21 protein-coding genes are annotated in these 21,140 nt (G+C 67.0%); 16 read left to right on the top strand and 5 right to left on the bottom strand.

What is annotated here, in order from left to right; all coding sequences use genetic code 11:
* Positions 1–78: 78 nt before the first annotated feature.
* Positions 79–495: a DUF1489 family protein gene (locus G5B40_RS05200; protein ID WP_165095922.1), complete on the top strand. Its 417-nt coding sequence runs from the start codon at positions 79–81 to the stop codon at positions 493–495.
* 112 nt (positions 496–607) lie between these two features.
* On the opposite strand, the gene mfd is transcribed toward G5B40_RS05200, so the two are convergent.
* Positions 608–4,081: a transcription-repair coupling factor gene (gene mfd, locus G5B40_RS05195; RefSeq protein WP_165095920.1), complete on the bottom strand. Its 3,474-nt coding sequence runs from the start codon at positions 4,079–4,081 to the stop codon at positions 608–610.
* 293 nt (positions 4,082–4,374) lie between these two features.
* On the opposite strand from mfd, the gene G5B40_RS05190 reads away from it, so the two are divergent.
* The 11 genes from G5B40_RS05190 to G5B40_RS05140 all read left to right on the top strand — a co-directional run bounded on the left by G5B40_RS05190 (position 4,375) and on the right by G5B40_RS05140 (position 12,591).
* Positions 4,375–4,854, top strand: coding sequence for a VOC family protein (locus G5B40_RS05190; protein ID WP_165095918.1), 480 nt, complete (start codon positions 4,375–4,377; stop codon positions 4,852–4,854).
* 310 nt (positions 4,855–5,164) lie between these two features.
* Positions 5,165–6,169, top strand: a complete 1,005-nt coding sequence (hemB, locus tag G5B40_RS05185) for a porphobilinogen synthase (RefSeq protein ID WP_165095915.1) — start codon at positions 5,165–5,167, stop codon at positions 6,167–6,169.
* Positions 6,170–6,208: 39 nt separating this feature from the next.
* Positions 6,209–7,330: a PQQ-dependent sugar dehydrogenase gene (locus G5B40_RS05180; RefSeq protein ID WP_165095912.1), complete on the top strand. Its 1,122-nt coding sequence runs from the start codon at positions 6,209–6,211 to the stop codon at positions 7,328–7,330.
* Positions 7,331–7,411: 81 nt separating this feature from the next.
* A complete protein-coding gene (locus G5B40_RS05175; RefSeq protein ID WP_165095910.1) occupies positions 7,412–8,176 on the top strand; it encodes a hypothetical protein in 765 nt (254 codons plus the stop codon).
* Positions 8,177–8,361: 185 nt separating this feature from the next.
* The gene (locus G5B40_RS05170) at positions 8,362–9,483 is read left to right on the top strand and encodes a cache domain-containing protein (protein ID WP_165095908.1); all 1,122 of its coding nucleotides are present in this window, start codon (positions 8,362–8,364) and stop codon (positions 9,481–9,483) included.
* A 287-nt stretch (positions 9,484–9,770) separates the two neighbouring features.
* Positions 9,771–10,349 (top strand): ABC transporter permease, encoded by a 579-nt coding sequence (locus G5B40_RS05165; protein WP_165095906.1) that lies wholly within the window; start codon positions 9,771–9,773, stop codon positions 10,347–10,349.
* Positions 10,346–10,831, top strand: a complete 486-nt coding sequence (locus G5B40_RS05160; protein WP_165095904.1) for a P-loop NTPase family protein — start codon at positions 10,346–10,348, stop codon at positions 10,829–10,831. The genes G5B40_RS05165 and G5B40_RS05160 overlap by 4 nt, the downstream gene beginning before the upstream one ends.
* Positions 10,831–11,058, top strand: coding sequence for a hypothetical protein (locus tag G5B40_RS05155; protein WP_165095902.1), 228 nt, complete (start codon positions 10,831–10,833; stop codon positions 11,056–11,058). Before G5B40_RS05160 ends, G5B40_RS05155 begins: the two co-directional genes overlap by 1 nt.
* On the top strand, positions 11,055–11,690 hold the full coding sequence (locus G5B40_RS05150) for a hypothetical protein (protein ID WP_165095900.1): 636 nt from the start codon (positions 11,055–11,057) through the stop codon (positions 11,688–11,690). The genes G5B40_RS05155 and G5B40_RS05150 overlap by 4 nt, the downstream gene beginning before the upstream one ends.
* Positions 11,690–12,250 carry a hypothetical protein gene (locus tag G5B40_RS05145; protein WP_165095898.1) on the top strand — a complete coding sequence of 187 codons (561 nt, stop codon included), beginning with the start codon at positions 11,690–11,692 and terminating at the stop codon, positions 12,248–12,250. The genes G5B40_RS05150 and G5B40_RS05145 overlap by 1 nt, the downstream gene beginning before the upstream one ends.
* Before the next feature lie 2 nt (positions 12,251–12,252).
* Entirely contained in the window at positions 12,253–12,591 is a 339-nt protein-coding gene (locus G5B40_RS05140; RefSeq protein WP_165095894.1) for a tetratricopeptide repeat protein, read from the top strand.
* 161 nt (positions 12,592–12,752) lie between these two features.
* Here G5B40_RS05140 and dddP read toward each other — a convergent pair whose 3' ends face one another.
* Positions 12,753–14,105, bottom strand: a complete 1,353-nt coding sequence (gene dddP, locus G5B40_RS05135) for a dimethylsulfonioproprionate lyase DddP (protein WP_425500075.1) — start codon at positions 14,103–14,105, stop codon at positions 12,753–12,755.
* A 109-nt stretch (positions 14,106–14,214) separates the two neighbouring features.
* On the opposite strand from dddP, the gene G5B40_RS05130 reads away from it, so the two are divergent.
* Genes G5B40_RS05130 through G5B40_RS21505 form a run of 3 tightly spaced genes read left to right on the top strand, consistent with a single transcriptional unit; the run spans position 14,215 to position 16,778 of the window.
* Entirely contained in the window at positions 14,215–15,414 is a 1,200-nt protein-coding gene (locus G5B40_RS05130; protein WP_165095891.1) for a class I SAM-dependent methyltransferase, read from the top strand.
* A complete protein-coding gene (locus tag G5B40_RS05125) occupies positions 15,414–16,295 on the top strand; it encodes a heme-dependent oxidative N-demethylase family protein (protein WP_246209712.1) in 882 nt (293 codons plus the stop codon). Before G5B40_RS05130 ends, G5B40_RS05125 begins: the two co-directional genes overlap by 1 nt.
* A gap of 39 nt (positions 16,296–16,334) precedes the next feature.
* Complete coding sequence (locus G5B40_RS21505; protein WP_165095885.1) at positions 16,335–16,778, top strand: excalibur calcium-binding domain-containing protein; 444 nt, start codon at positions 16,335–16,337, stop codon at positions 16,776–16,778.
* On the opposite strand, the gene G5B40_RS05115 is transcribed toward G5B40_RS21505, so the two are convergent.
* Entirely contained in the window at positions 16,751–17,149 is a 399-nt protein-coding gene (locus tag G5B40_RS05115; RefSeq protein ID WP_165095883.1) for a metallopeptidase family protein, read from the bottom strand. The two genes, G5B40_RS21505 and G5B40_RS05115, sit on opposite strands and share 28 nt — an antisense overlap.
* A gap of 118 nt (positions 17,150–17,267) precedes the next feature.
* Between G5B40_RS05115 and G5B40_RS05110 the strand changes: the two genes are divergently transcribed.
* On the top strand, positions 17,268–18,425 hold the full coding sequence (locus G5B40_RS05110; protein ID WP_165095881.1) for a M20 aminoacylase family protein: 1,158 nt from the start codon (positions 17,268–17,270) through the stop codon (positions 18,423–18,425).
* 7 nt (positions 18,426–18,432) lie between these two features.
* Here G5B40_RS05110 and G5B40_RS05105 read toward each other — a convergent pair whose 3' ends face one another.
* Together G5B40_RS05105 and glnA are read right to left on the bottom strand one after the other, a co-directional pair.
* The gene (locus G5B40_RS05105) at positions 18,433–19,590 is read right to left on the bottom strand and encodes a S8 family serine peptidase (protein WP_165095879.1); all 1,158 of its coding nucleotides are present in this window, start codon (positions 19,588–19,590) and stop codon (positions 18,433–18,435) included.
* Positions 19,591–19,723: 133 nt separating this feature from the next.
* Positions 19,724–21,133, bottom strand: coding sequence for a type I glutamate--ammonia ligase (glnA, locus tag G5B40_RS05100; RefSeq protein ID WP_165095876.1), 1,410 nt, complete (start codon positions 21,131–21,133; stop codon positions 19,724–19,726).
* Positions 21,134–21,140: the final 7 nt, after the last annotated feature.

Below are 21,140 nucleotides of genomic sequence, written 5' to 3'. Positions count from 1 at the left end.
GTCGTGAGCCGGGCCCGACCACGCTGGATTCGGGGCCGAACATTATATGAACAAGATGCGGGGCGGACAAGCGCGAGCATGAGTTTGAACCTTCTGAAATTATGCGTCGGCGCGGAATCGCTGGAGGATCTCGCCACCTGGCAGGCCGGGCGGCCGGATCGGTGGGGGGGAACCGCGCATGTCACGCGGATGCGCCCGAGACGCGCGGAAGAGGTTCTTGCGGGCGGCTCTCTCTACTGGGTCATCAAGGGTTCGATCACCTGCCGGCAGAGGATCATAGCGCTGGAGGAGGTCATAGGGGATGACGGTATACCCCGCTGCGCCATCGTGATGGACCGGCGGATCATCCGCACCCGCCCCGCGCCGCGCCGCCCATTCCAGGGTTGGCGCTATCTCACTACGGAGGACGCGCCGGCGGATGAGAACGCCAGCGAAGGCGACGAGCCTCTGCCGGAGGAATTGCGCCGGGCGCTGGCGGATATCGGGGTGTTCTGAAGGGGGCGAACGGGGCGTCCAAAACGGTTTCCCGGCCTTGAGCCGGGGGCCCGCCCATATGCGAGCGGCCGGTCGAGACCCCGGCGCAGGGTCGGGAAACCGTCCGCGTCGCTCAGGCCGCTGACTTCTTCGCTTTGCCGCCCGCCAGTTTCGCGAGATCGCGGGCGATCGCGAAGGCGCCCTTCACCCGCGTCCCGTCATCCTTCCAGTCGCGACGAACGACAAGTTTGTTGTCGCGGATCTTTGCGCGGCCGCGCTCATCCTCGATGAATTTAACCAGACCGGCCGGATACTCGCACCGGTCGCCGCGGAACTGGATCACCGCGCCGCGCTCGCCGGTGTCGAGCTTTTCGATCCCGGCGCGGCGGCACATGGTCTTGATCCGGACGATACGGAGCAGAGTTTCCACTTCCTCGGGCGGCTTGCCGAAGCGGTCGTGAAGCTCCGCCGCGAATCCTTCGAGATCGGTCCGCGTCTCCAGCCCGGAAAGCCGCCGATAGAGCCCGAGCCGCAGGTCGAGATCGGCCACGTAATCCTCCGGTATCAGCACCGCGACGCCGAGGCTGATCTTCGGTGACCACGTCTCCTCCATATCGGTGAGACCATCCATCTGCCCCGTGCGGAGCTTGGCGATCGTCTCCTCCAGCATCTCCTGATAAAGTTCATATCCGACCTCGCGGATATGGCCGGACTGTTCCTCGCCGAGCAGGTTCCCCGCGCCGCGAATGTCCATGTCGTGGCTCGCCAGCGTGAACCCTGCGCCGAGACTGTCGAGACTTGAGAGCACCTTCAACCGCTTTTCCGCCGCCGGGGTCAGCGGTTTCCTCGGCTCGGTGGTGAAATAGGCGTAGGCGCGGACCTTTGAGCGTCCGACCCGTCCCCTGATCTGGTAAAGCTGGGCGAGGCCGAACATGTCCGCCCGATGCACGATCAGCGTGTTGGCGGCCGGAATGTCGAGGCCGCTCTCGACAATGGTGGTCGAGAGCAGGACATCGTACTCGCCATCATAGAAAGCGTTCATCCGCTGGTCCAGATCGCCAGCCGACATCTGGCCGTGGCAGGTGATGAAACTGATCTCCGGAACTTCCTCCCGCAGGAACGCCTCCTGCTCGGCGAGGTCGGAAATCCGCGGCACGACGAAAAAGCACTGTCCGCCGCGATAGCGTTCGCGCAGCAGCGCTTCGCGCACCGTCACCGCGTCGAACGGCGCGACATAGGTGCGCACCGCCAGCCGATCGACCGGCGGCGTCGCGATCAGCGAGAGTTCGCGGACCCCCGACATCGACATCTGCAGGGTGCGGGGGATCGGCGTCGCGGTCATCGTCAACACATGAACGTCGGAACGGAGCCGTTTCAGCCGCTCCTTGTGCGCGACGCCGAAATGCTGTTCCTCGTCGATGATCAACAGGCCGAGATTGCGGAACCTGATCCCCTTCGCCAGCAGCGCATGCGTGCCGATGACGATATCGACAGTGCCATCCGCAAGGCCCTCGCGCGTCGCCTCCGCCTCCTTCGCGCCGACGAAACGCGAAAGCTGCCGCACCTTCAGCGGGGTGCCCTTGAAGCGTTCGGCGAACCCCTTGGCGTGCTGGCGGGCGAGCAGGGTGGTCGGGCAGATCAGCGCCACCTGCGCGCCCGACATCGCCGCGACGAAAGCGGCGCGGAGCGCGACCTCGGTCTTGCCGAAGCCGACATCGCCGCAGATCAACCGGTCCATCGGCCGCCCGGCGGCCAGATCCTCCAGCACGTCCTCGATGGCGTGAAGCTGGTCGTCCGTCTCCGAATAGGGGAAGCGGGCGCAAAATTCGTCCCACATCATGTCGGGCGGGGTCAGCTGCGGCGCTTCGCGCAGCATCCGTTCGGCGGCGACGCGGATCAGCTTCTCCGCCATGTCGCGGATGCGCTCTTTCAGCTTCGCCTTCTTCGCCTGCCATGCGCCGCCGCCAAGCTTGTCGAGCAGCCCTTCGGCATGGCCGTAGCGCGACAGAAGCTCGATATTCTCGACCGGAAGATAGAGCCGGTCGCCACCGGAATATTCCAGCTCGAGGCACTCATGCGGCGCCCCGAGCGCCTCGACCGTCTTCATGCCGGTGTAGCGGCCGACGCCATGTTCGACATGAACGACGAGATCGCCCTGTGCCAGCGTCCCGGCCTCGGCGATGAAATTCTCCGCCTTGCGCTTGCGCGCCTTGCGGATCAGGCGTTCGCCGAGAATGTCCTGCTCGGCGATGACCGTCACGTCGCCATAGGTGAAACCGGCCTCCAACGGCCACGTCGCGAGGCGGAGCGCGCCTTTCGGGGCTTTCTCGACTTCGGACCAGCGGCTCGCCGTCGCGGCGCCGTCGAGCCCCTGATCGGCGAGCATCCCGGCCATGCGCTCGCGCGCGCCTTCCGACCACGCGGCGATTACGACGCGGCCCTTGGCGCGGCGATCACGGATATGATCGGCGAGCGCGTCGAAGAGCTTTGCGTCCTCGCGCTGGCGCTCGGCGGCGAAGTTGCGGCCCATCCGGGCGCCGAGATCGATGACGCCCGGCCCCGGCGGCTGCGCATGGGGCGAAAGCCGGCGGACCGGGCGACCCTTCAGACGCTTCTCGAACTCGTCGGGCGAGAGATAGAGGCTGGCCGGAGGCGGCGCCTTGTAGACGCTCTGCCCCATTCCCCGGTCTTTCGCCGCCGCGGCGCGGGCGTCGTAATGCTCTTCGATCTGCGTCCAGCGGGCGGCGGCGGCGTCATCGGTGAGATGTTCGAGAGAGACCGGCGCGCCGGGGAGATAGTCGAAGATCGTCTCCATCCGGTCGTGAAAGAGCGGCGCCCAATGCTCCATTCCCTGATGCTTGCGTCCAGCGCTCACCGCCTCGTAGAGCGGGTCGTCCAGCCCGGCGGCGCCGAACATCTCACGGTAATTGCGCCGGAAGCGGGCGATGGACTCGGGGTCGAGCGGCGCCTCGGTCGCGGGTGCGAGCTCGACGCGCTCGACGCGCTCCAGGGTGCGTTGGCTTTCCACGTCGAAGCGCCGCGCGCCGTCCAGCACGTCGCCGAAAAAGTCGAGCCGGACCGGGGTTTCCGCGCCGGGCGGGAAGATATCGACAATGCCGCCCCGCAGCGCGAAATCGCCCGGCTCGGCGACTGTCGAGGCGCGGTTGAATCCGGCCCGGACGAGATGCTCGGTCAACCCGTCGAGATCGACCCGCTGGCCGACGATCGCGGACCAGTTCCCGCCGCTCACGTCGGCGCGGGCGGGAGTGCGGAGCGTCACGGCGTTGACCGTGGCGAGGATGATCGCCGGCGCATCCAGCCCGTCGGCGAGCGCGGCGAGCGTCGCCATGCGCTGCGCGGTGATCTCCGCGTTCGGGGAGATGCGGTCATAGGGCGTGCAGTCCCAGGCCGGGAACCGCAGCATCGGAAGTTCAGGCGCGAAAAACCCGAGCGCGTCCGCCATCGAGGCCGCACGACGGTCGTCGCGCGCGATATGCAGCACCGGGGCGCCATGGTCGCGCGCGAGATCGGCGACGACCTTGCCGTCGAACCCTTCCGGCGCGCCGCCGACGCGGAGGTCGGAAACGGTGAGCGCGGCGTCTTTCATCGGGCGTAGCTCCGGCAATGGAAACATCCCCCGGCCGCGTGGCCGGAGGGTATCGGATCGCGTCTCACTTAGAGGGCTGCGGCGCTTCCCTCAAGCCTCGGGGTCCGCGAAAAAGCGCCACGGTCCACTCCGACGCCTGTCTCGCGCAGGCGCCTCGCTCTCCGGGCGTGGGGCGCATTGACACGGCGAGGACAGGCTCCACGTTCCTAGTGTGGAACTGAAGCCGCGTGTCATCCGCGCCGTGATCGGCGGATGTGAGGGCGACGCAGGGTGAGAAAGCGATGGTGCGGGCGATGAGCATTCCCAAGAACACGATCTGCCTCTGGTACGACAAGGACGCCGAAGCCGCGGCCAATTTCTACGCCGAAACCTTTCCGGAGAGTTCGGTCGGCGCCGTCCAGCGCGCGCCCGGCGATTTCTCCTCTGGCAAGGCCGGCGACGTGCTGACGGTCAACTTCACCGTTATCGGCATCCCCTGTCTCGGACTCAACGGCGGGCCGGCCTTCTCGCACAACGAGGCCTTTTCGTTCCAGATCGCGACCGACGATCAGGCGGAGACCGACCACTACTGGAACGCAATCATTCGAAACGGCGGTCGGGAAAGCGCCTGCGGCTGGTGCAAGGACAGGTGGGGCCTCAACTGGCAGATCACGCCGCGCGCTCTGACCGAGGCGATGGCCGCCGGCGGCGAGGAGGCGAAGCGCGCGTTCAGCGCGATGATGGGCATGCGCAAGATCGACGTCGCCGCGATCGAGGCGGCGCGCCGCGGCTGAGAGGTTTCGCCGCGGACCCCGAGACGGATCGCCGAAACCTTGGCGCGGGGCCGGGGCGCTCGCCCGTGAGAGGCGCGTCGCGGGCCCCCGAAAATACCCGCCGCCGCGACCTTATCGCGATCGCATTTTCGGATTGCCTTATAGGTTCAATATCTTGATCCCCTTATCGTGTGCGATAATCCTTTTTCGCCGCGATGCGCGTCTTTCCCCGCCGCCGGGCGAATCCCGGCGCGCGGGCCGCAATCTTGATGCGCTCCCGCCGCCATGCGATGACCGTCGCGACAGGTCCGCAACGATGGGAAGTCCCGCCATGCCCGAGAGCGTCGTCGCTCCATTTCCGTTCTCCCGCCCGCGCCGCACCCGGCAAGCGCCGTGGATCCGCGACTTGGCGCGAGAGAACAGCGTCGGGACCGGCGATCTGATCTGGCCGATCTTCATTCGCGAGGGGGCGGATGTGGAGGAGCCGATCTCCTCGATGCCTGGCGTCAACCGCTTGAGCGTCGATCGCGCGGCGATTGCGGCGGAGCGGGCGGCGGATCTCGGCATTCCGTGCGTCGCCCTCTTCCCGAACACCCCGAGGGAGCGGCTTTCCGAGGATTGCGAGGAAGCCTGGAACCCGGACAATCTGGTCAACACCGCCACACGGGCGATCAAGCGCATGGTTCCGGAGATCGGCGTCATGCTCGACGTGGCGCTCGATCCCTATTCCATCCATGGTCATGACGGCATCCTCCGGGGCGACGAGATCGTCAACGACGAGACGCTGGTGGCGCTGGAGAAACAGGCGCTGGCGCAAGCCGAGGCCGGGGCGGACATTCTCGGCCCCTCCGACATGATGGACGGACGGATCGGCGTCATCCGCCAGGCGCTGGAGAGCAACGATTTCCCGAACACGATCATCATGTCCTACGCGGCGAAATACGCCTCGGCCTTCTATGGCCCGTTCCGCGACGCGGTCGGCGCCTCCGGCCAGCTGAAGGGCGACAAGAAGACCTATCAGATGGACCCGGCGAATGGCGACGAGGCGCTGCGCGAGGTGGCGATCGACCTCTCCGAAGGCGCGGACATGGTGATGGTGAAGCCGGGCATGCCCTATCTCGACGTTTGCCGGAGGGTGAAGGAGAGGTTCGGCGCGCCGACTTACGCCTATCAGGTCTCGGGCGAATACGCGATGCTGGCCGGGGCCTGCGACAATGGCTGGCTTGACCGCGACCGCGCCGTCGCAGAGAGCCTGATCGCCTTCAAGCGCGCGGGCTGCGACGGGGTGCTGACCTATTTCGCCATGGAGTTCGCCGAGAAGATGGCGACGGAATAGGCCTTGCCGGCGGAGCCCGCCCGCCCCAGATCGTCAGGCATGAAACATGCGCTGATCGCTCTCGCCCTCCTCGCCACGCCGGCTTCGGCGCAGGTTTTCGAGACCTCGGCCGGGCCGGTGCGGGTCGAGCCGATGGTCGAGGGGCTGGACCACCCCTGGAGCTTTGCGTTCCTGCCGGATTTCGAGACGACCGGCGCCATGCTGATCACCGAGCGGCCGGGCGCGCTGCGGCTTTATCAGGATGGCGCGCTCTCCAACCCGCTTGACGGCGCGCCGGGAGTGGCGGCGCGCGGGCAGGGCGGGCTGCTCGATGTCGCGCTCGCGCGGGATTTCGCCAAAAGCGGCGAGATCTATCTTTCCTACGCCGCGTCCGACGGGCTGTTCTCCGCCCGGACCGAGGTGGCGCGGGCGCGACTGGTTCGCGATCGCGCGCCGCGGTTGGAGGCGCTGAAGGTGATCTTCCGGCAGCAACCATCGAAATCGACCACGCGCCATTTCGGCTCGCGCATCGTCGTCGCGCCGGACGGTTCGCTCTTCGTCACCTTTGGCGAGCGCGGCGAGGGCGCGGCGGCGCAGGATCTCGGAACCCATCAGGGCAAGGTTGTGCGGATCACGCGCGACGGCGCGCCTTGGCCCGGAAACCCGTTCTTCGGCCGCGACGGCGCATTGCCGGAAATCTGGTCCTACGGCCATCGCAACCCGCAGGGCGCCGCGCTGGACGCCGCCGGCGCGCTCTGGGTGGTGGAGCACGGGGCGCGGGGCGGCGACGAGATCAATCGGCCGGACCCCGGCGCCAATTACGGCTGGCCTGAGATCAGCTACGGCCGTCATTACTCTGGCGAAAAGATCGGGCGAGGAACGGCGGCGGCGGGGATGGAGCAGCCCGCGTATTACTGGGACCCGTCGATCGCCCCTTCCGGCCTGGCGATCTATCAGGGCGACCTTTTTCCGGCGTGGCGCGGCGATTTCCTCGTCGGCGCGCTGAAATTCAGGCTGCTCTCGCGTCTCGGCATGGAGGGCGGACGGCTCAGAGAAGAGGAGCGGCTTTTCGCCGGCGCTTTCGGGCGCATCCGCGACGTTCGCGAAGCGCCCGATGGCGCGATCTGGTTCGCGACCGACGAAGACCCGGGCGCGATCTGGCGCATGACGCCGGCGGAATAAGCCCGCGCCCCCTTGGCTTCCCCCCCTCGCCGCGACGTGCTATCGCCGACGCCGACCAAGGGGAACAGGGAAACGTGGGCCATGGCATCGATCGCCGAACTCATCGCCGCTGACATTCTGGAGGGCCGACGCTTCCGGCCGCTTGACGAGTCGGACGCGCCGCCCGAAGCGGGCTACGCCGTCCAGTTCGACGCCGCGCCGATTCTGGCGGCGGCGAAGGGCGGAGTCGCCGGCCGCAAGATCGCCTGGAACAAGCCCGAATTGATGGAGAAATTCGGCATGAAGGCGCCCGGTGCCGCTCATGTCTTTTGCGACGATCTCTGTCGCGGCGACGCCAACCTGAAGCTGGCGGATTACATGAGCTTCATGATGGAGCCGGAAATCGCCGCGGTTCTCGCGGTCGACCTCGCCCCGCGCGCCGGCGGCTGGGACCGGGAGAGCGCGGCGGACGCCGTTTCGCATTTCACCGTCGCGTTCGAATTGCTGGACCGGCGCGAGTCGACGAGCGCGCACGCCGCCTCGATCCTCGCCAACAATGTTTTCAACGCCGGGCTCTGCTACGACACCGAGAATGGCGTGAAGCCGCGCGATCTCGATCCCGCGAAGCTGAGGACCGTGGTCGAGCATGACGATCAGGAGATCCTGAACGCCGTCGGCGCCGCGCCCCAGCATCCGCTCGACGCGGTCGCGTTTCTCGCCAATCATTTCAACGCTCACGGCGTGACGCCGAAGGCGGGTGAGGTTCTGCTCTGCGGCGCGCATATGCCGCTCTATCCGGTCGAGCATCCGGGGCGGCTGACGATGCGGATCGAGGGTGTCGGCGAGGTCGCCTTCAAGCTCGGCTGAGACGGCCGCTCGAACGGTTGATACTCGTTTGCGGGCCGGACGGTTTTCTATAGTCTCCGGAAACGCATGAAGCGCGCAACTGGAGGCGCCCGCTGGTCGAGATCGTTGACGCGGAGAGGGATCCTGTCGAACACCGTTAGGCTCGGGCGCGCCGCCACCGGCGGCTTTTCGTTCCTGTTCTTGTGGTGCTCGCCATCGCCGCCGCGGCGGTCGGCAGCTCCTGGTTCGCCTATGTCGAGAACCAGAGGGGCGCCCGCGAAATCGCGCGCAACTATGTCGACGCGGTCGATACGCGAATCCGCGAGAGGGTCGACGGTTACTTCGCCCCGGCGCAGAAGGTCACGGAGATCATCGCCGCGTCGATGGGTAGTTCGGAGCTGCGCCGCCCCGAGCGCCGGCAACTCGACTGCATCAGCCGCAGCTACCTGACGGCGAGCCCGCAGATCCTCAACATCTATGTCGGAACCGATGACGGCTCTTTCCTGATGATCAGCCGGACCGAAGGCGACGGCTGGACGCAGAAGCTGGTGAGCCGAGAGGACGGCGCGCCGAAGGCCACGCTCTCCAAGCTTGAAAGCGGCGGCGAGGTGATATCGTCGCATGTGGACCCGGATGACCAGTTCGATCCGCGAACCCGGTCCTGGTTTCAGGCGGCGCGCGCCGTCGACCGGCCGGTGTGGTCGCCGGTCTATCGGTTCTTCACCGATGGCGGCCTCGGCATCATCGTGTCGCGCCGCTTCGGCGGCGACGACGGCGGGCCGGTCGCGGTCGTCGGCGTCGATATCCTTCTCGACGAGCTTGAGGGCTTTCCGGAAAGGCTGGCGCTTGGAGACACGGGCCTGGCGTTCATCGTCGACGGCGATGGATATTTCGCCGTGGCGCCCGGCCTGTCCGGGAGCGATGCGGACGGCGGCGCGCGTCTGCAGGTCGGCGACGTCGATGTGCCGGTGCTGCGCCAGGTCTATGATCGGTTCCTGATCGAGAGGGAGTTCAGCGGTCTCTTCAAGGTCGATGGCGGCTGGTATCTGGTGTCGTTCTCGTCGCTCAGGGAGGTGCTCGGGCGGGACTGGTGGCTCATCTTCACGATCCCGGAGAGCGCGCTGATCGTCTTCGTCGAAACCTCGAACATCTACTCGCTTTCCGCGAGCGCGGTGGTCGCGGCGCTGGCTTTCGTGCCGCTTGGCGTCGTCGCGATGCAATCGCTGGCCACCGACCGGCGCGCGCCGCGCCGGCGTCTGGCGCTTGAACGAGTCCGGAATGCGGCTCACCTGTCTCGACCGTTTCAATGCGGCGCCTGCGCGACATGAGGAGGGCGCTCAAGTCGAAGCCGGGGCCTGCCGCCCGCTGGCGAGGTCGAGATAGCGCCGGAACTCCCCCCGCGCCGTCCGCCGCCAGTTGAGCGGGCGCAACCCGCGTCCGACGACCGAGACCGCGAGCGCCGCGACATCCGGAATCCAGGCGAGCGTCCCCGCCGCCGACGCCAGTCTCGCGCCGGGCGGCGCGTCGCGGCGCGCGCGGTTTACCGCCGCGCCTGAACAAGCGACACGGCTACCTCGCCTGCGGGCGGCAGGCCGCGATCGTCCTCCTCGTCGCGGTGCTGATTGGAGCCGGGTTGGTGCTTCAGGCGCTCAGGCTTCTCCGCCAGATAGGGCAGGAGGGTTTGGTGCGCGAGGTCGTGGTCGTGTTGCTCGTCGAGCAGATCGCGCCCGTGGTGATCGGGCTTCTCATCATCGGGCGGAGCGGGCTCATTCTCTATGGCGAACTCGCGGAAGCGCGGCGGGTCGGGCTGCCGCGCGCGCTCGATCCGATGGGGGTCGATCCTTTCCTCTTCCTGGTCATGCCGCGCTGCGCCGCGATTGCGGCGTCGAGCTTCGCGCTGACGATGTTCCTCATCGTGGCGGCGCTTCTGACTGGCTTCGGGGGCGCCAAGATCGCCGGACTCGCCGTCGGCTCGCTGCCCTATGCGATCGACAACGCCATATCGGCTATTGGAGCGCCGGCCCTTCTCCTCACCGCGTTCAAGGCCTGGCTCATCGGGCTCGTCACCGCTTCGGTATTCGCCCACGCGGCGCTCTGCGAAGGGCCGGAGGGCCAGTTTCCGCTGCCGTCCGCTTTCATGCGCGCGTTCCTGGCGATGATGGTCGTCAGCGTCACGATAACGTTAATGCGATGAGCGCGTCGTCGGCGAAACCGTTCCACGCCCGCGCGGTTCTCGCGTTCGAGGCCGCGCGCGTGCCGGCGCCGAAGCCCGGCGCGCCGTCGCTCGACATCGACTTCCGGCTCATGGAGGGGGAGATCGCCTGGATCCGCTCGAACCGGCGGGATGCGGCGACCGCGTTGTTCGACGCGGCCTGCGGCCTTCTTCCGCCCGCCGCCGGGGCGGTGCGCTTCGCTGGTCTGGACTGGCGCGATCTGGGTCGTGAGCAGGCCGGCGCGCTCCGCGGCCGGATTGGCCGATTGCTGCCCTTCGATCTCTGGACGCCGCATCTCAGTCTCGTGATGAATATCGCGCTGCGACCCCTCCATCACACCAACCGGGCGGAGCCCGGATTGCTGGAGGAGGCGGCCGCGCTCGCGCGTCGTTTCGGCCTGCCGGGGGCGCCGGTCATGGTTGCGCGCGACGCCTCGCGCGATGATCTCTGGCGCGGATGGTGATGGACGCGCCACGCCTGATACTGATCGACGAGATGCGGGACGCGATCCCCGCGGAGCTGGTGGAAAGAACCGCGAACGCCGTTCTTTCGGCGGTGCGCGCCGGCGCAGCCGCGCTCTGGCTGACGCGGCCGCGCGCAAGCGAGGGAGCCGCGCTGATGGCCGATGCCCTCGCCTATCGACTGGATCGGTACGGCCTCGCGCCCCTGGCGAGGGCGGGCGCACGATGACCCGACTTGAGCGCGGCTATGTCGGCCGGACCGCAGGCTTGCTCGTCCTTGTCGCCATCGCCGGAGCCAGCTATCTGGAGATAGCTGCCGGGCGCGGCGCGCCGCTCGACTGGGATTTCGCGGTTCTGGTGGCGCGGGCGGAGCGGCCGCCGACCGACAATGTGGGCCAGCTAGTCGACGATCTGCATGAGAAGATCTTTCCGATTCTCGACAACGCCGACGCCGCCATCGCCTCGCTCGCGGCGCTTGCCGCCGGACTGGAGGCGTCGGAAGGCCCTGTGCAGCAGTTCCTCGGCAGCCTCAGCACGGTCGCCGGGCGGATCGAGCGCGGCGAGGGGGTCGCCGGCCGTATGCTCAAGGACGATGGCGTCGTCGTCCAGTTTGAGGGGGCTCTCGCCGGGCTCGCCGGGTTGATGGCCACGCTCGATACGGCGTTGACGGATTTTAACCAGATCAGCAGCAAGCTGAAGGGGGCGAGTGAGCGCTCGGCCGGTTGCTGGTGGACGAGCGACTCTTCGATCAGATGGAGGCCGCCGTCGCCTCGGCTTCGTCCGGACTCGCTCCGCTTCTCGCGGACGCGGCGAAGATTACCGGGCGGGTCGCGGCGGGTCAGGGCTCCGTCGGGCGACTGATGACCGATGATGCGCTGGCGCAGGAGATGGAGGGGGCGGCGGCGGCTGTGACGCGGCGGATGAACGCGCTCGACGCCATGTTCGCCGATGTCGCGGCGATCCTGGCCCGGATCAGGAACGGTGCAGGTGCGGCTGGGCGGCTCCTTACGGATGACGGTTTGGTCGTCGAGATGGAGACCGCGGTCGCCGGTCTCAATGTGCAGATGGACGATATCCGGCTGCTCGTCGTCAACGCCGCCGACGCGAGCGGCGCGCTCGCGGAACTCTCCGCCAATCTTCAGAAGGGGACGGAGCGCGTGCCGGCGCTGGTCGCCAACGCCGATCGGGCCGTCGCGTCGATCGGCGATGTCGGCGAGGAGGCGCAGCGGACTTTGCCGGCGGCGACGGCGGCGCTTGAAGCGGCGTCGGAGGCGGCCCGCGATCTCCCGCTGCTGCTTTCACAGGCTCAGAAAACCATGTCCGAGCTGGAGACGCTCTCGCGACAATTGCAGGGAGCCTGGCTTCTCGGCGGCGCCGGCGCGCCGGTCGAGGACGGTGCGCTTGCGCCGGGCGAGGTGTAGCCGTGAGACGGGCGGCGGCGCTCGTCGCCGTGCTCCTCTTCGGGGGTTGCGGCGGATCGCCGACGCCTGCGCCGCCCACGCCGGCGAGCGACAAGCAGATCGAATCGACGCTCTCCCTCGCCCGGTTCGCCTTCTGCGAGGGTCGATACGACCGCGCCGAAGAGATATACGGGCGTGCGCTGGAACGCGCGCGCGAGCGCGACGACCCAGACGCGATCGCGCTCGTTTCCTATGAACTTTCGGCGGCGCGGTTGCGGCTTGGCGACGCGAAGGGTGCGCTCGGAATCGCCGAGCGGGCTTCGGACCAGCTTGGCGACGACGCGGCCGCCGCCGACGCCTAGCTTCGCGCCGGACGGAGCGCGGCGGCGCAAGGCGATGCCGACTCCGCGCGCACCTGACTGGACCTCGCGATCCTGCATGGCGAGCGGGCCGGGGCCACGGAGATCGCGGAAGAGGCCGCGGATGTCAGGGCTTCCCTACTCCACAGCGTCGCTGAAGCGGGTCAGCGGCCGAGCGGGTCCTTCAGCCCGCCCATCAGTTTCACGTCGAACGGGCACCGGGTCAGATTCTCCACGCCGTCCTCGGTGATCAGCACCTGATCCTCCAGCTTCACGCCGAAGCCGCCGCCGACCCTGCCGAGATAGGCCTCGGAGCAGAGCAGCATTCCCGGCTCCAGCGCGTAGTCGAATTCGTCGTCGGCCCAGTCATCGGGGTATTTCACCGTCGGCCATTCATCGCAAAGACCGACTCCATGCATGACGCAGCCATATTTCAGCGCATTGAATTCGGCCGGCATCGGACGCGTGGCGTGGCTGACCTCCTTCAGCGTCATGCCGGGTTTCAGCATCATCCAGTTTTCGGTGATCTGGCGATACGCCTCCTGATGCGTCGCGATCATCTCCGCGGTCGGCTCGCCCTCTCCGATGAACCATGTGCGCGAGATATCCACGCACATGCCATAACAGCCGACGAGATCGGTGTCCCAGGCGAGGATCTCGTTCTCGCCGATCACTCGTGGTCCGCATTCCTGAAACCACGGATTGGTGCGGAGACCGGAGGAAAGCAGCCGGGTTTCGATCCATTCGCCGCCGCGTCTGATATTCTCGGCGTGCAGTACGGCCCAGACGTCGTTTTCGGTCATCCCCGGCGCGGTTTGTCGACGCATCTCGGCCAGCGCCGCTTCGCAGGCGTGTTGCGCGCACCGGAGCGCGCGAATTTCGTCCGGGCCCTTCACCGCGCGGGTTTTCTCCATGACCTCCTCGCCGTCATGAATCTCCAGCCCGATGGCCTCCAGCGCCTGAAATCCGTGGCGCATCATCTTGTCGACGGCGATGCGCCGGTTGGAGCCGGCATGCTGGCGGATCAGGCTCTCGACGGCGCCGGCGAAGCGCTCCGCCGCGGCCTCGGCCGCGTCTCCGGTGGAGAAATAGAACAGCGAGGCGCCGTTCAGCACTTCCTTCACGAGCGGGTTGTACGACGTCAGATAGGCCAGCCCCTTGTACTCCCAGACGGCCATGTGCCCGTCCGCCGTTACGAGGCAGGCGCGGAACGGGTTATGGGTGTTCCAGAGTTGCATATTCGGCGCATCCGCGGCGTAGCGGATATTGAGTGGGTCGGTCAGAAGCACGGCTGCGAGGTCGCGCGCCGCGAGGCTCTCCCTGATCCGCTTCAACCGGTGAAGGCGCATCGCGGGAAGGTCGGGGCATTCCAGCCCCGCCGCCGCCCATTCGTCATAGGCGAGGCGCGTCGGCCCGATCTCGATCCGGTCATTGTCGTCCGGCGTGTTATCTGGGCGCATGCCGGGCGTGATGCGGCGGTGATGGGCATGATGCGTCGCGGTCATGTGGCGGGCCATCAGCGATCCCCCGTTGCTGTGGCGCAAGCAAGCCTCGGATGCGCCGGCGGCGCGCGTGAAAATGCGGCATGGGATTGTCGGGTTCGGACGCCGCGGGTAAGAGCGAGGGATGGACCCGGTGGCCGCGCAATACGAAGCCTATCCCTATCCGGCCCGCGACCCGGCGGACGAGGCGAAGCGGCTGATCGAGGGGTCGCCGTCCCATCCCGCTGAGATCGACCATTTTCTTTTTGGCGGGCGTCGCGACTGGTCACGGCCCTTTCGCGCGCTCATCGCCGGCGGCGGCACCGGCGACGGGCTGATCATGCTGGCGCAGAAGCTTGTGGAACGTGGGACGCCGGCGGAAATCACCTATCTCGATCTCTCTGCGGCGAGCAGGGATGTCGCCGAGGCGCGCGCGGCGGCGCGCGGCCTGAGCTCGATTCGTTTCGTGACCGGCGATCTCCTGAGCGCGCCCGAACACGGTGAATTCGATTACATCGATTGCACCGGCGTTCTGCATCATCTGCCGGAGCCGGACACGGGTTTCGCGGCGCTGGCGGCGGCGCTGGCGCCCGAAGGCGGGCTCGGCGCCATGGTTTACGCGCCCTATGGGCGTACAGGCGTCTACCCGTTGCAGGGCGCGCTCGCCGCGCTGACGGCGGGCGAGGCGCCGGCGGCGCAGGTGAAGATCGCGAAAGCGACACTGAAGGCATTGCCGAAAACCAACTGGTTCACGCTCAACCGCCATGTCGGCGACCACCGAGCGAGCGACGCCGGGCTTTACGATCTGCTTCTCCACGCCCGCGACCGGCCTTACGACGTGGAGGGCTTGGTGGCGGCGCTGACGCGCGCCGGGCTCTCGCTCGTCTCCTTCACCGAGCCGCTGCGTTATGAGCCGAAACTCTACCTGCCGGAGGGGCTGGCGAAACGCGCAGAAGCCCTGGACGCGACGTCGCGCGCCGCGCTCGCCGAACGCCTGGCCGGGAACATGAAGGTTCATGTGTTCTACGCCGCGAAGACGCCGCGCAAGCCCGCGGGGATGACGCCGGAGGCGCGTCCCCGGCTCGCGGGGATCTCCGCCGCCGCGCTCGGCGCCGAGATCGGCCGCAAGGGCGTCGTGAAGATGGAGCGGGACGGGCTCTCCCACGCGCTCGCCGTCCCGCGCGGCGCGGGGCCGCTGCTGGCGCTCGCCGACGGGCGGATGCGGCTGGGAGAGATCGCGCGCGCGCGGCGGCTCGACTGGATCGCCTTCGCCGCGCTCTGGAAACCGGCGCATGAGGCGCTGACCGGCTTCAACCTGCTGCGCTACTCGGACGGAATGCGATGATGGAGCTTTCCTACGCGCCGCTCGTCCCTTTCATGAACGAACGGCTTCCGGGGATGTCGCCGCTCAGATACAGAGACTGGCTCTTTCGGGACGAAGCCTTCGGGCCGCAGATGGCCTATCGGGACCGGCTGCTCGCCGCGCATCCGGACGTCGTGGTGGCGGGCGAGGGTCGCCGGGGGGCGGAGGAGCTTCTCGATCTTGTCCTCGCGACGCTCGCGGCGCATGACGCGGGTTACCAAATCGGCGATGCGATCGCGGAGCGGCCGGACGGCGTGCTCATCCCGCTCGATCGGGACCGCCCCTTTGCGACGCTGGGCCGGCTCGCGCAGGAGGATTTCCTGATCCTCGATCGTGGCGGAGACGGCGGCGAGCATGTGCTGGTCGGCGGTGTTCTCTGCTTCCCGTCGCGCTGGTCGCTGACCGAAAAGATGAACCGGCCGCTCAGCGAAGTTCATGACCGCGTCCCGGCCTATGACAGCCAACTGGCGGCGCGTGTGCAGCGGCTTTTCGACGGGCTGACGCCGGAACGGCCGCTTGTGCGCGCAAACTGGCTGGTCCATTCGGTGAACGAGCTTCATCAGCCCGGGTCGTTCTCCAGCGCGAGCAAGCCCCAGGAGCAGACCGGGCGGTTCTGGCTGCGGGTGGAACGGCAGGCGATCCTGAAACTCCCGCAGACGGGGGTCGCCGTGTTCACGGTGAAGACGCTGCTGACTCCGATCGAGGCGCTGCACGAGGATCACCGCGCTGGCCTGATCGCCGCCCTCGAAAGGCAGGGGAGCGCGATGCGCGACTATCACGGCGGCGCCGCGCATAGCGACGCGGCGATCGCGGCGCTCAGGAACCTGGCTGACGGCGCCGCCGCGAATACGCCGGATCGGTGACGGCGTTCGGCGCTCGGTTGAGTGACGAGCGGGGCGATCATGGAGGCCCCTTCGCCTCCGATGCGTGAAATCGAAGACCCCGATGCGCGCGCGGCGCGCCTGCGAAAAAGGTTTGCGCGCACCTCCCGACGCCTGGAGCGACGCGATTTCAGACGGGCGCTTTGGCGAAGACGATGGTTGTTCGTTCTTTTCCTTTGCGTGCTTGGCGGAATCGGCTACGCGCTCGGGGCCAGCCTCTGGTCGATGCAAATGACGCTAAGGCACTGGGCGGCGGCCCCGAATTGTGACGCCGCGCGGGCGATAGGGCTCGCGCCGGCGGCGATTGGAGAGCCGGGCTATTACGCGCGCCATGACGCCGACCACGACGGCGTTGCTTGCGAGCCGTATCGCGCTGCGCGGACCGAAATCAGACGAGAGTGGCCGGACGAACGCAGGCGGCGACCCGGAAAATGGGATCAACCGCCCCGTGATTCGATCAAGTGAATCTCATCGTCGGTCAATCCGAAATGGTGGCCGATCTCGTGGACGAGGACGTGGTTGACCAGTTCGAACAATCCGACATCGCCGCGTTCAGCCCATTCATCCAGGATTGGCCTGCGATAGAGCCAGACCTCGTCCGGCGGCGTGGCGAAGTCGTCGTGGCTCTTGCGGGTCAGATCAACGCCGCAATAGAGTCCGGTCAACTCGAACGGGTCTTCGATCCGCATCTCATCGAGCGTGTCCCTGTCGGCGAAATCGGCGACGCGGATCAGCACCCCACTGCAGCGCGTGCGAAATTCTTCCGGAAGCGCCGCGAAAGCGCGTTCCGCCATCTTTTCGAACGCGTCGAGTCCGGGGGCGACGAGATCATCCATATGCGCCGGGTAGATTCGCCGCGCGCCGTGGTCAAGCGCCCCGGACGCGCGCGCGGGATATGGACATTTCGCGCGGGGCGGCGATCATGCGCTAAACACCTCGAAAAGGAGCTTCGACATGCCCGCCATCGAACGCATCGAAGGTTACAAGGATGAACTGATCGCGATCCGCCGCGACCTGCATGAGCATCCCGAACTGGGGTTCGAAGAGGTGAGAACAGCCGGCATCGTCGCCGAGAAGCTGAAAAGCTGGGGCGTCGAGGTAACGACCGGGATCGGCGGCACCGGTGTCGTCGGCGTGATCGAGGGCGCGCGCCCGGGCCGGACGATCGGGCTCCGGGCGGACATGGACGCGCTGCCGATCGACGAGCAGACCAATCTGCCCTGGGCCTCCAAGACGCCCGGCGTGATGCACGCCTGCGGCCATGACAGCCACACGACGATGCTGCTCGGCGCGGCGCGCTACCTGGCGGAGACGCGGGACTTCGCGGGCCGCGCGGTGCTGATCTTCCAGCCTGCGGAGGAAGGGCTCGGCGGTGGTCGGGCGATGATCAAGGACGGGCTTTTCGACAAGTTCCCCTGCGACGAGATCTACGGGATGCATAACTCCCCCTATCACGGGCCGGGCGAGATCGGCGTGAAGCCGGGGCCGGCGATGGCGGGGGCGAATTTCTTCGACATCACCGTCAAGGGCCGCGGCAGCCATGCGGCGATGCCGGAGGTCTCGCGCGATCCGATCGTGATCATGTCGGCGCTGGTCGGGCAGATCCAGACCATCGTTTCGCGGAATACTCCCGCAACGAACCCGATCGTGCTGTCGATCACCCAGTTTCACGCCGGCTCAGCCTATAACGTGATCCCGGAGGTCGCGACCATCGCCGGCACCGTCCGCTATTTCGACCGCGAACTGGCCGACAAGGTCTCCGACCGGATGCGCGCGCTTTGCGCCGGTTTCGCCGCCGCGCACGAGATCGAGATCGATTGCGACATCCGCAACGTCTTCGACGTCCTGATGAACGATGACGCGCTATCCGCGGCGATGATCGAGACAGCGGCGGAGGTCGTCGGCGGCGACAAGGCGTCGATCCGCGACAATCTTGTCATGGGCTCGGAGGATTTCGCCGACATGCTGCATGTCGTGCCGGGCGCCTATTGCACGGTCGGCCATGCCGGCGACGTGCCGCTGCACAATCCCGGTTTCGTGCTCGACGACGCGATCCTGCCCGTCGGCGCCAGCGTCTATGCACGGATGGTGGAGACGCGCGGCGCCGCCTGAGCGGCGCTCAGAGCCAGGAGGAATGCGCGCTGTGTCGCGGGATGCGGTCGTATGCGGCGCGCAGATCGGGCTCCATGCTCAGAAGCGCCTCGATATTGAGCGCGCGGACGCGGATCCTGTCGTTGGGCCCGGCATGGACGCGGCGTAGGACGCGGGCGTCGTCGGCGCTCTCCCTGAGCGCTTTCCGAAACGCCTCGACGATCTTCCAGCGCTCCTCGAAACGCTCCAGCGCAGTGCGGTGGCGCGCCACCCAGAGCGCCGCGGCGGCGGCGACCTGCGGCGCGGCGTATGATGTGCCGACGGGTTTGCGTTCGACGTTCCGGGGATCGTCCGAATCGGCGAAAAAGCGGAGCAATTCGCCATTCGGCGCCCGGACGCCTGCGGCGCGGTTCAGGTTCGCCGCCTGCGCCCAGACGTCGATCAGCGCGTTTTCTCCATAACCGCCATCCGGGTACTGACCGCAGGTGAAGCGCGATGCCGGCTCTGTCAGTCCACCAACGGCGATTGTGCGCTTGAATCGCGCCGGATAGGCGACGGTGTCGTGAATCTGGCCGCCGGCGCAGCAGATTATGACGCCCATCTCATAAGCCCGGTTGATCGCGTCGACGGTCCGCTTCTGCATTCCGGGCGTCGATTTCACCCCGAAGACGTTCAGGAGGTGCACGGGCGCGCCGCCGGGATTGCCCATCGAGATCGAGACAACGCGCGGCGGGTGCGGCGCGGAGAGCGCATGGTCGAGTGCGTCGCCGATCGCGCCGGTCTTCGCTTCGCCGACGAAAACCGGGCCATTGGCGGCGCGATAGGGGCGAACCCGCGCGCCGGGGGCGACGCCGCGGAATTCCTCGGTCGCGCCGAGAATGACCGAGAGCGTCTTGACGCCATGATCGGGAACTTGCGTCGCCCGCGCGACGAGACCGCCGGTTATGGTGAGGTCGGTGAGTGGCTTGCTCCCGAACGGGCCGCCTGGATCGAAAACGTTCAGACCTTCATCGATGAGGATGTTTTCGGGCCAGCCGGCGGCCTCGGACCAGCCGAGCGCTTCATGACTGAAAAGCCCGGTGTCGATATGGGCGATCCAGTCTTCCGAGGAGGCGAGAATCCCGATCGTCTCGCGCCATTTCGATTCTGATGCTTTCGGTCCGAGATTGCGGTTGATCGTGACCATGAGGAACTCCTGCGCCGAATGTCGGGCGGAGAATACACCAGATCCTGCGCCGTTGCGCGTGAGCTTCGACAACCTGCAACCTGAAAGGGCCGCCCTCTCGGGCGGCCCTTTGCTTCCGCTTCGCCGCTTCGGCTCAGCAGGAATAATACATCTGGAACTCGACCGGGTGCGGGGTGTGCTCGAAGCGATACACCTCCTCCCATTTCAGCTCCATGTAGCCTTCGACCTGATCCCTGGTGAATACGTCGCCGGCGGTCAGGAAGTCCATGTCGGCCTCCAGCGCGCCAAGCGCTTCACGAAGGCTCCCGCAGACGGTCGGGATGCCGGCGAGCTCCTCCGGCGGCAGATCATAGAGGTCCTTGTCCGAGGCCTCGCCCGGATGGATCTTGTTCCTGATGCCGTCGAGCCCGGCCATCAGCAGCGCCGAGAAGCAGAGATAGGGGTTCGCGGCCGGGTCCGGGAACCGGGTTTCGACGCGCTTCGCCTTCGGACTGTCGGTCCAGGGAATGCGGACCGAGGCGGAGCGGTTGGATGCCGAATAGGCCAGCAGCACCGGCGCCTCGAAGCCGGGGATCAGGCGCTTGTAGCTGTTTGTCGCCGGGTTGGTGAAGGCGTTCAGCGCCTTGGCGTGCTTCAGGACGCCGCCAATATAATAGAGCGCCTCTTCGGAGAGATCGGCGTACTGATTTCCCGCGAAGAGCGGTTTGCCGTCCTTCCAGATCGACTGGTTCACGTGCATCCCGGTGCCGTTGTCGCCCGCGATCGGCTTCGGCATGAATGTGGCTGATTTGCCGTAGGCGTTCGCGACCTGGTGGATGACGTACTTGTACTTTTGAAGATTGTCGCCCTGCTCGGTGAGCGTGCCGAAGACGAGGCCGAGCTCATGCTGGCAGGAGGCGACCTCATGATGGTGCTTGTCGACCTTCATGCCGATCTGCTTCATCGTCGTAAGCATCTCGGAGCGCATGTCCTGCGCCTGATCCACGGGCGGCACCGGAAAATAGCCGCCCTTGACGCCGGGGCGGTGGCCGGTGTTGCCCATCTCGTACGCGCCGTCGGAGTTCCAGGACGCGTCGAGCGCATCGACCTCGTAGCCCACCTTGTTCATGGCCACTGAATACCGCACGTCGTCGAAGATGAAGAACTCGGCCTCCGGCCCCCAGTAGGATGTGTCGCCGATGCCGGAAGAGACGAGATACGCCTCCGCCTTCTTTGCGGTCGCGCGCGGGTCGCGCTCATAATATTCGCCGGTATCCGGCTCGACGACGTCGCAATGGACGCAGATCGTCTTCTCCGCGAAGAAGGGATCGATATAGGCTGACGAGACGTCCGGCATCAGTTTCATGTCGGATTTGTCGATCGCCTTCCATCCCGCGATCGACGAGCCGTCAAACATGAAACCGTCTGAAATGAAATCCTCATCGACCTGGTCTTCCATCACGGTGACGTGCTGGAGCTTGCCGCGCGGATCGGTGAAACGGATGTCGACATAGGCGACATCCTCATCCTTGATCTTCTTAACGAACGATGCTGCGTCGCTCATATCGTGG

Origin of the sequence: Pikeienuella piscinae, assembly GCF_011044155.1 — a bacterium.
Classification (GTDB): domain Bacteria; phylum Pseudomonadota; class Alphaproteobacteria; order Rhodobacterales; family Rhodobacteraceae; genus Pikeienuella; species Pikeienuella piscinae.
Note: the sequence above shows the minus strand (reverse complement) of the source record. Positions and strands in the feature narration are given on the sequence as shown.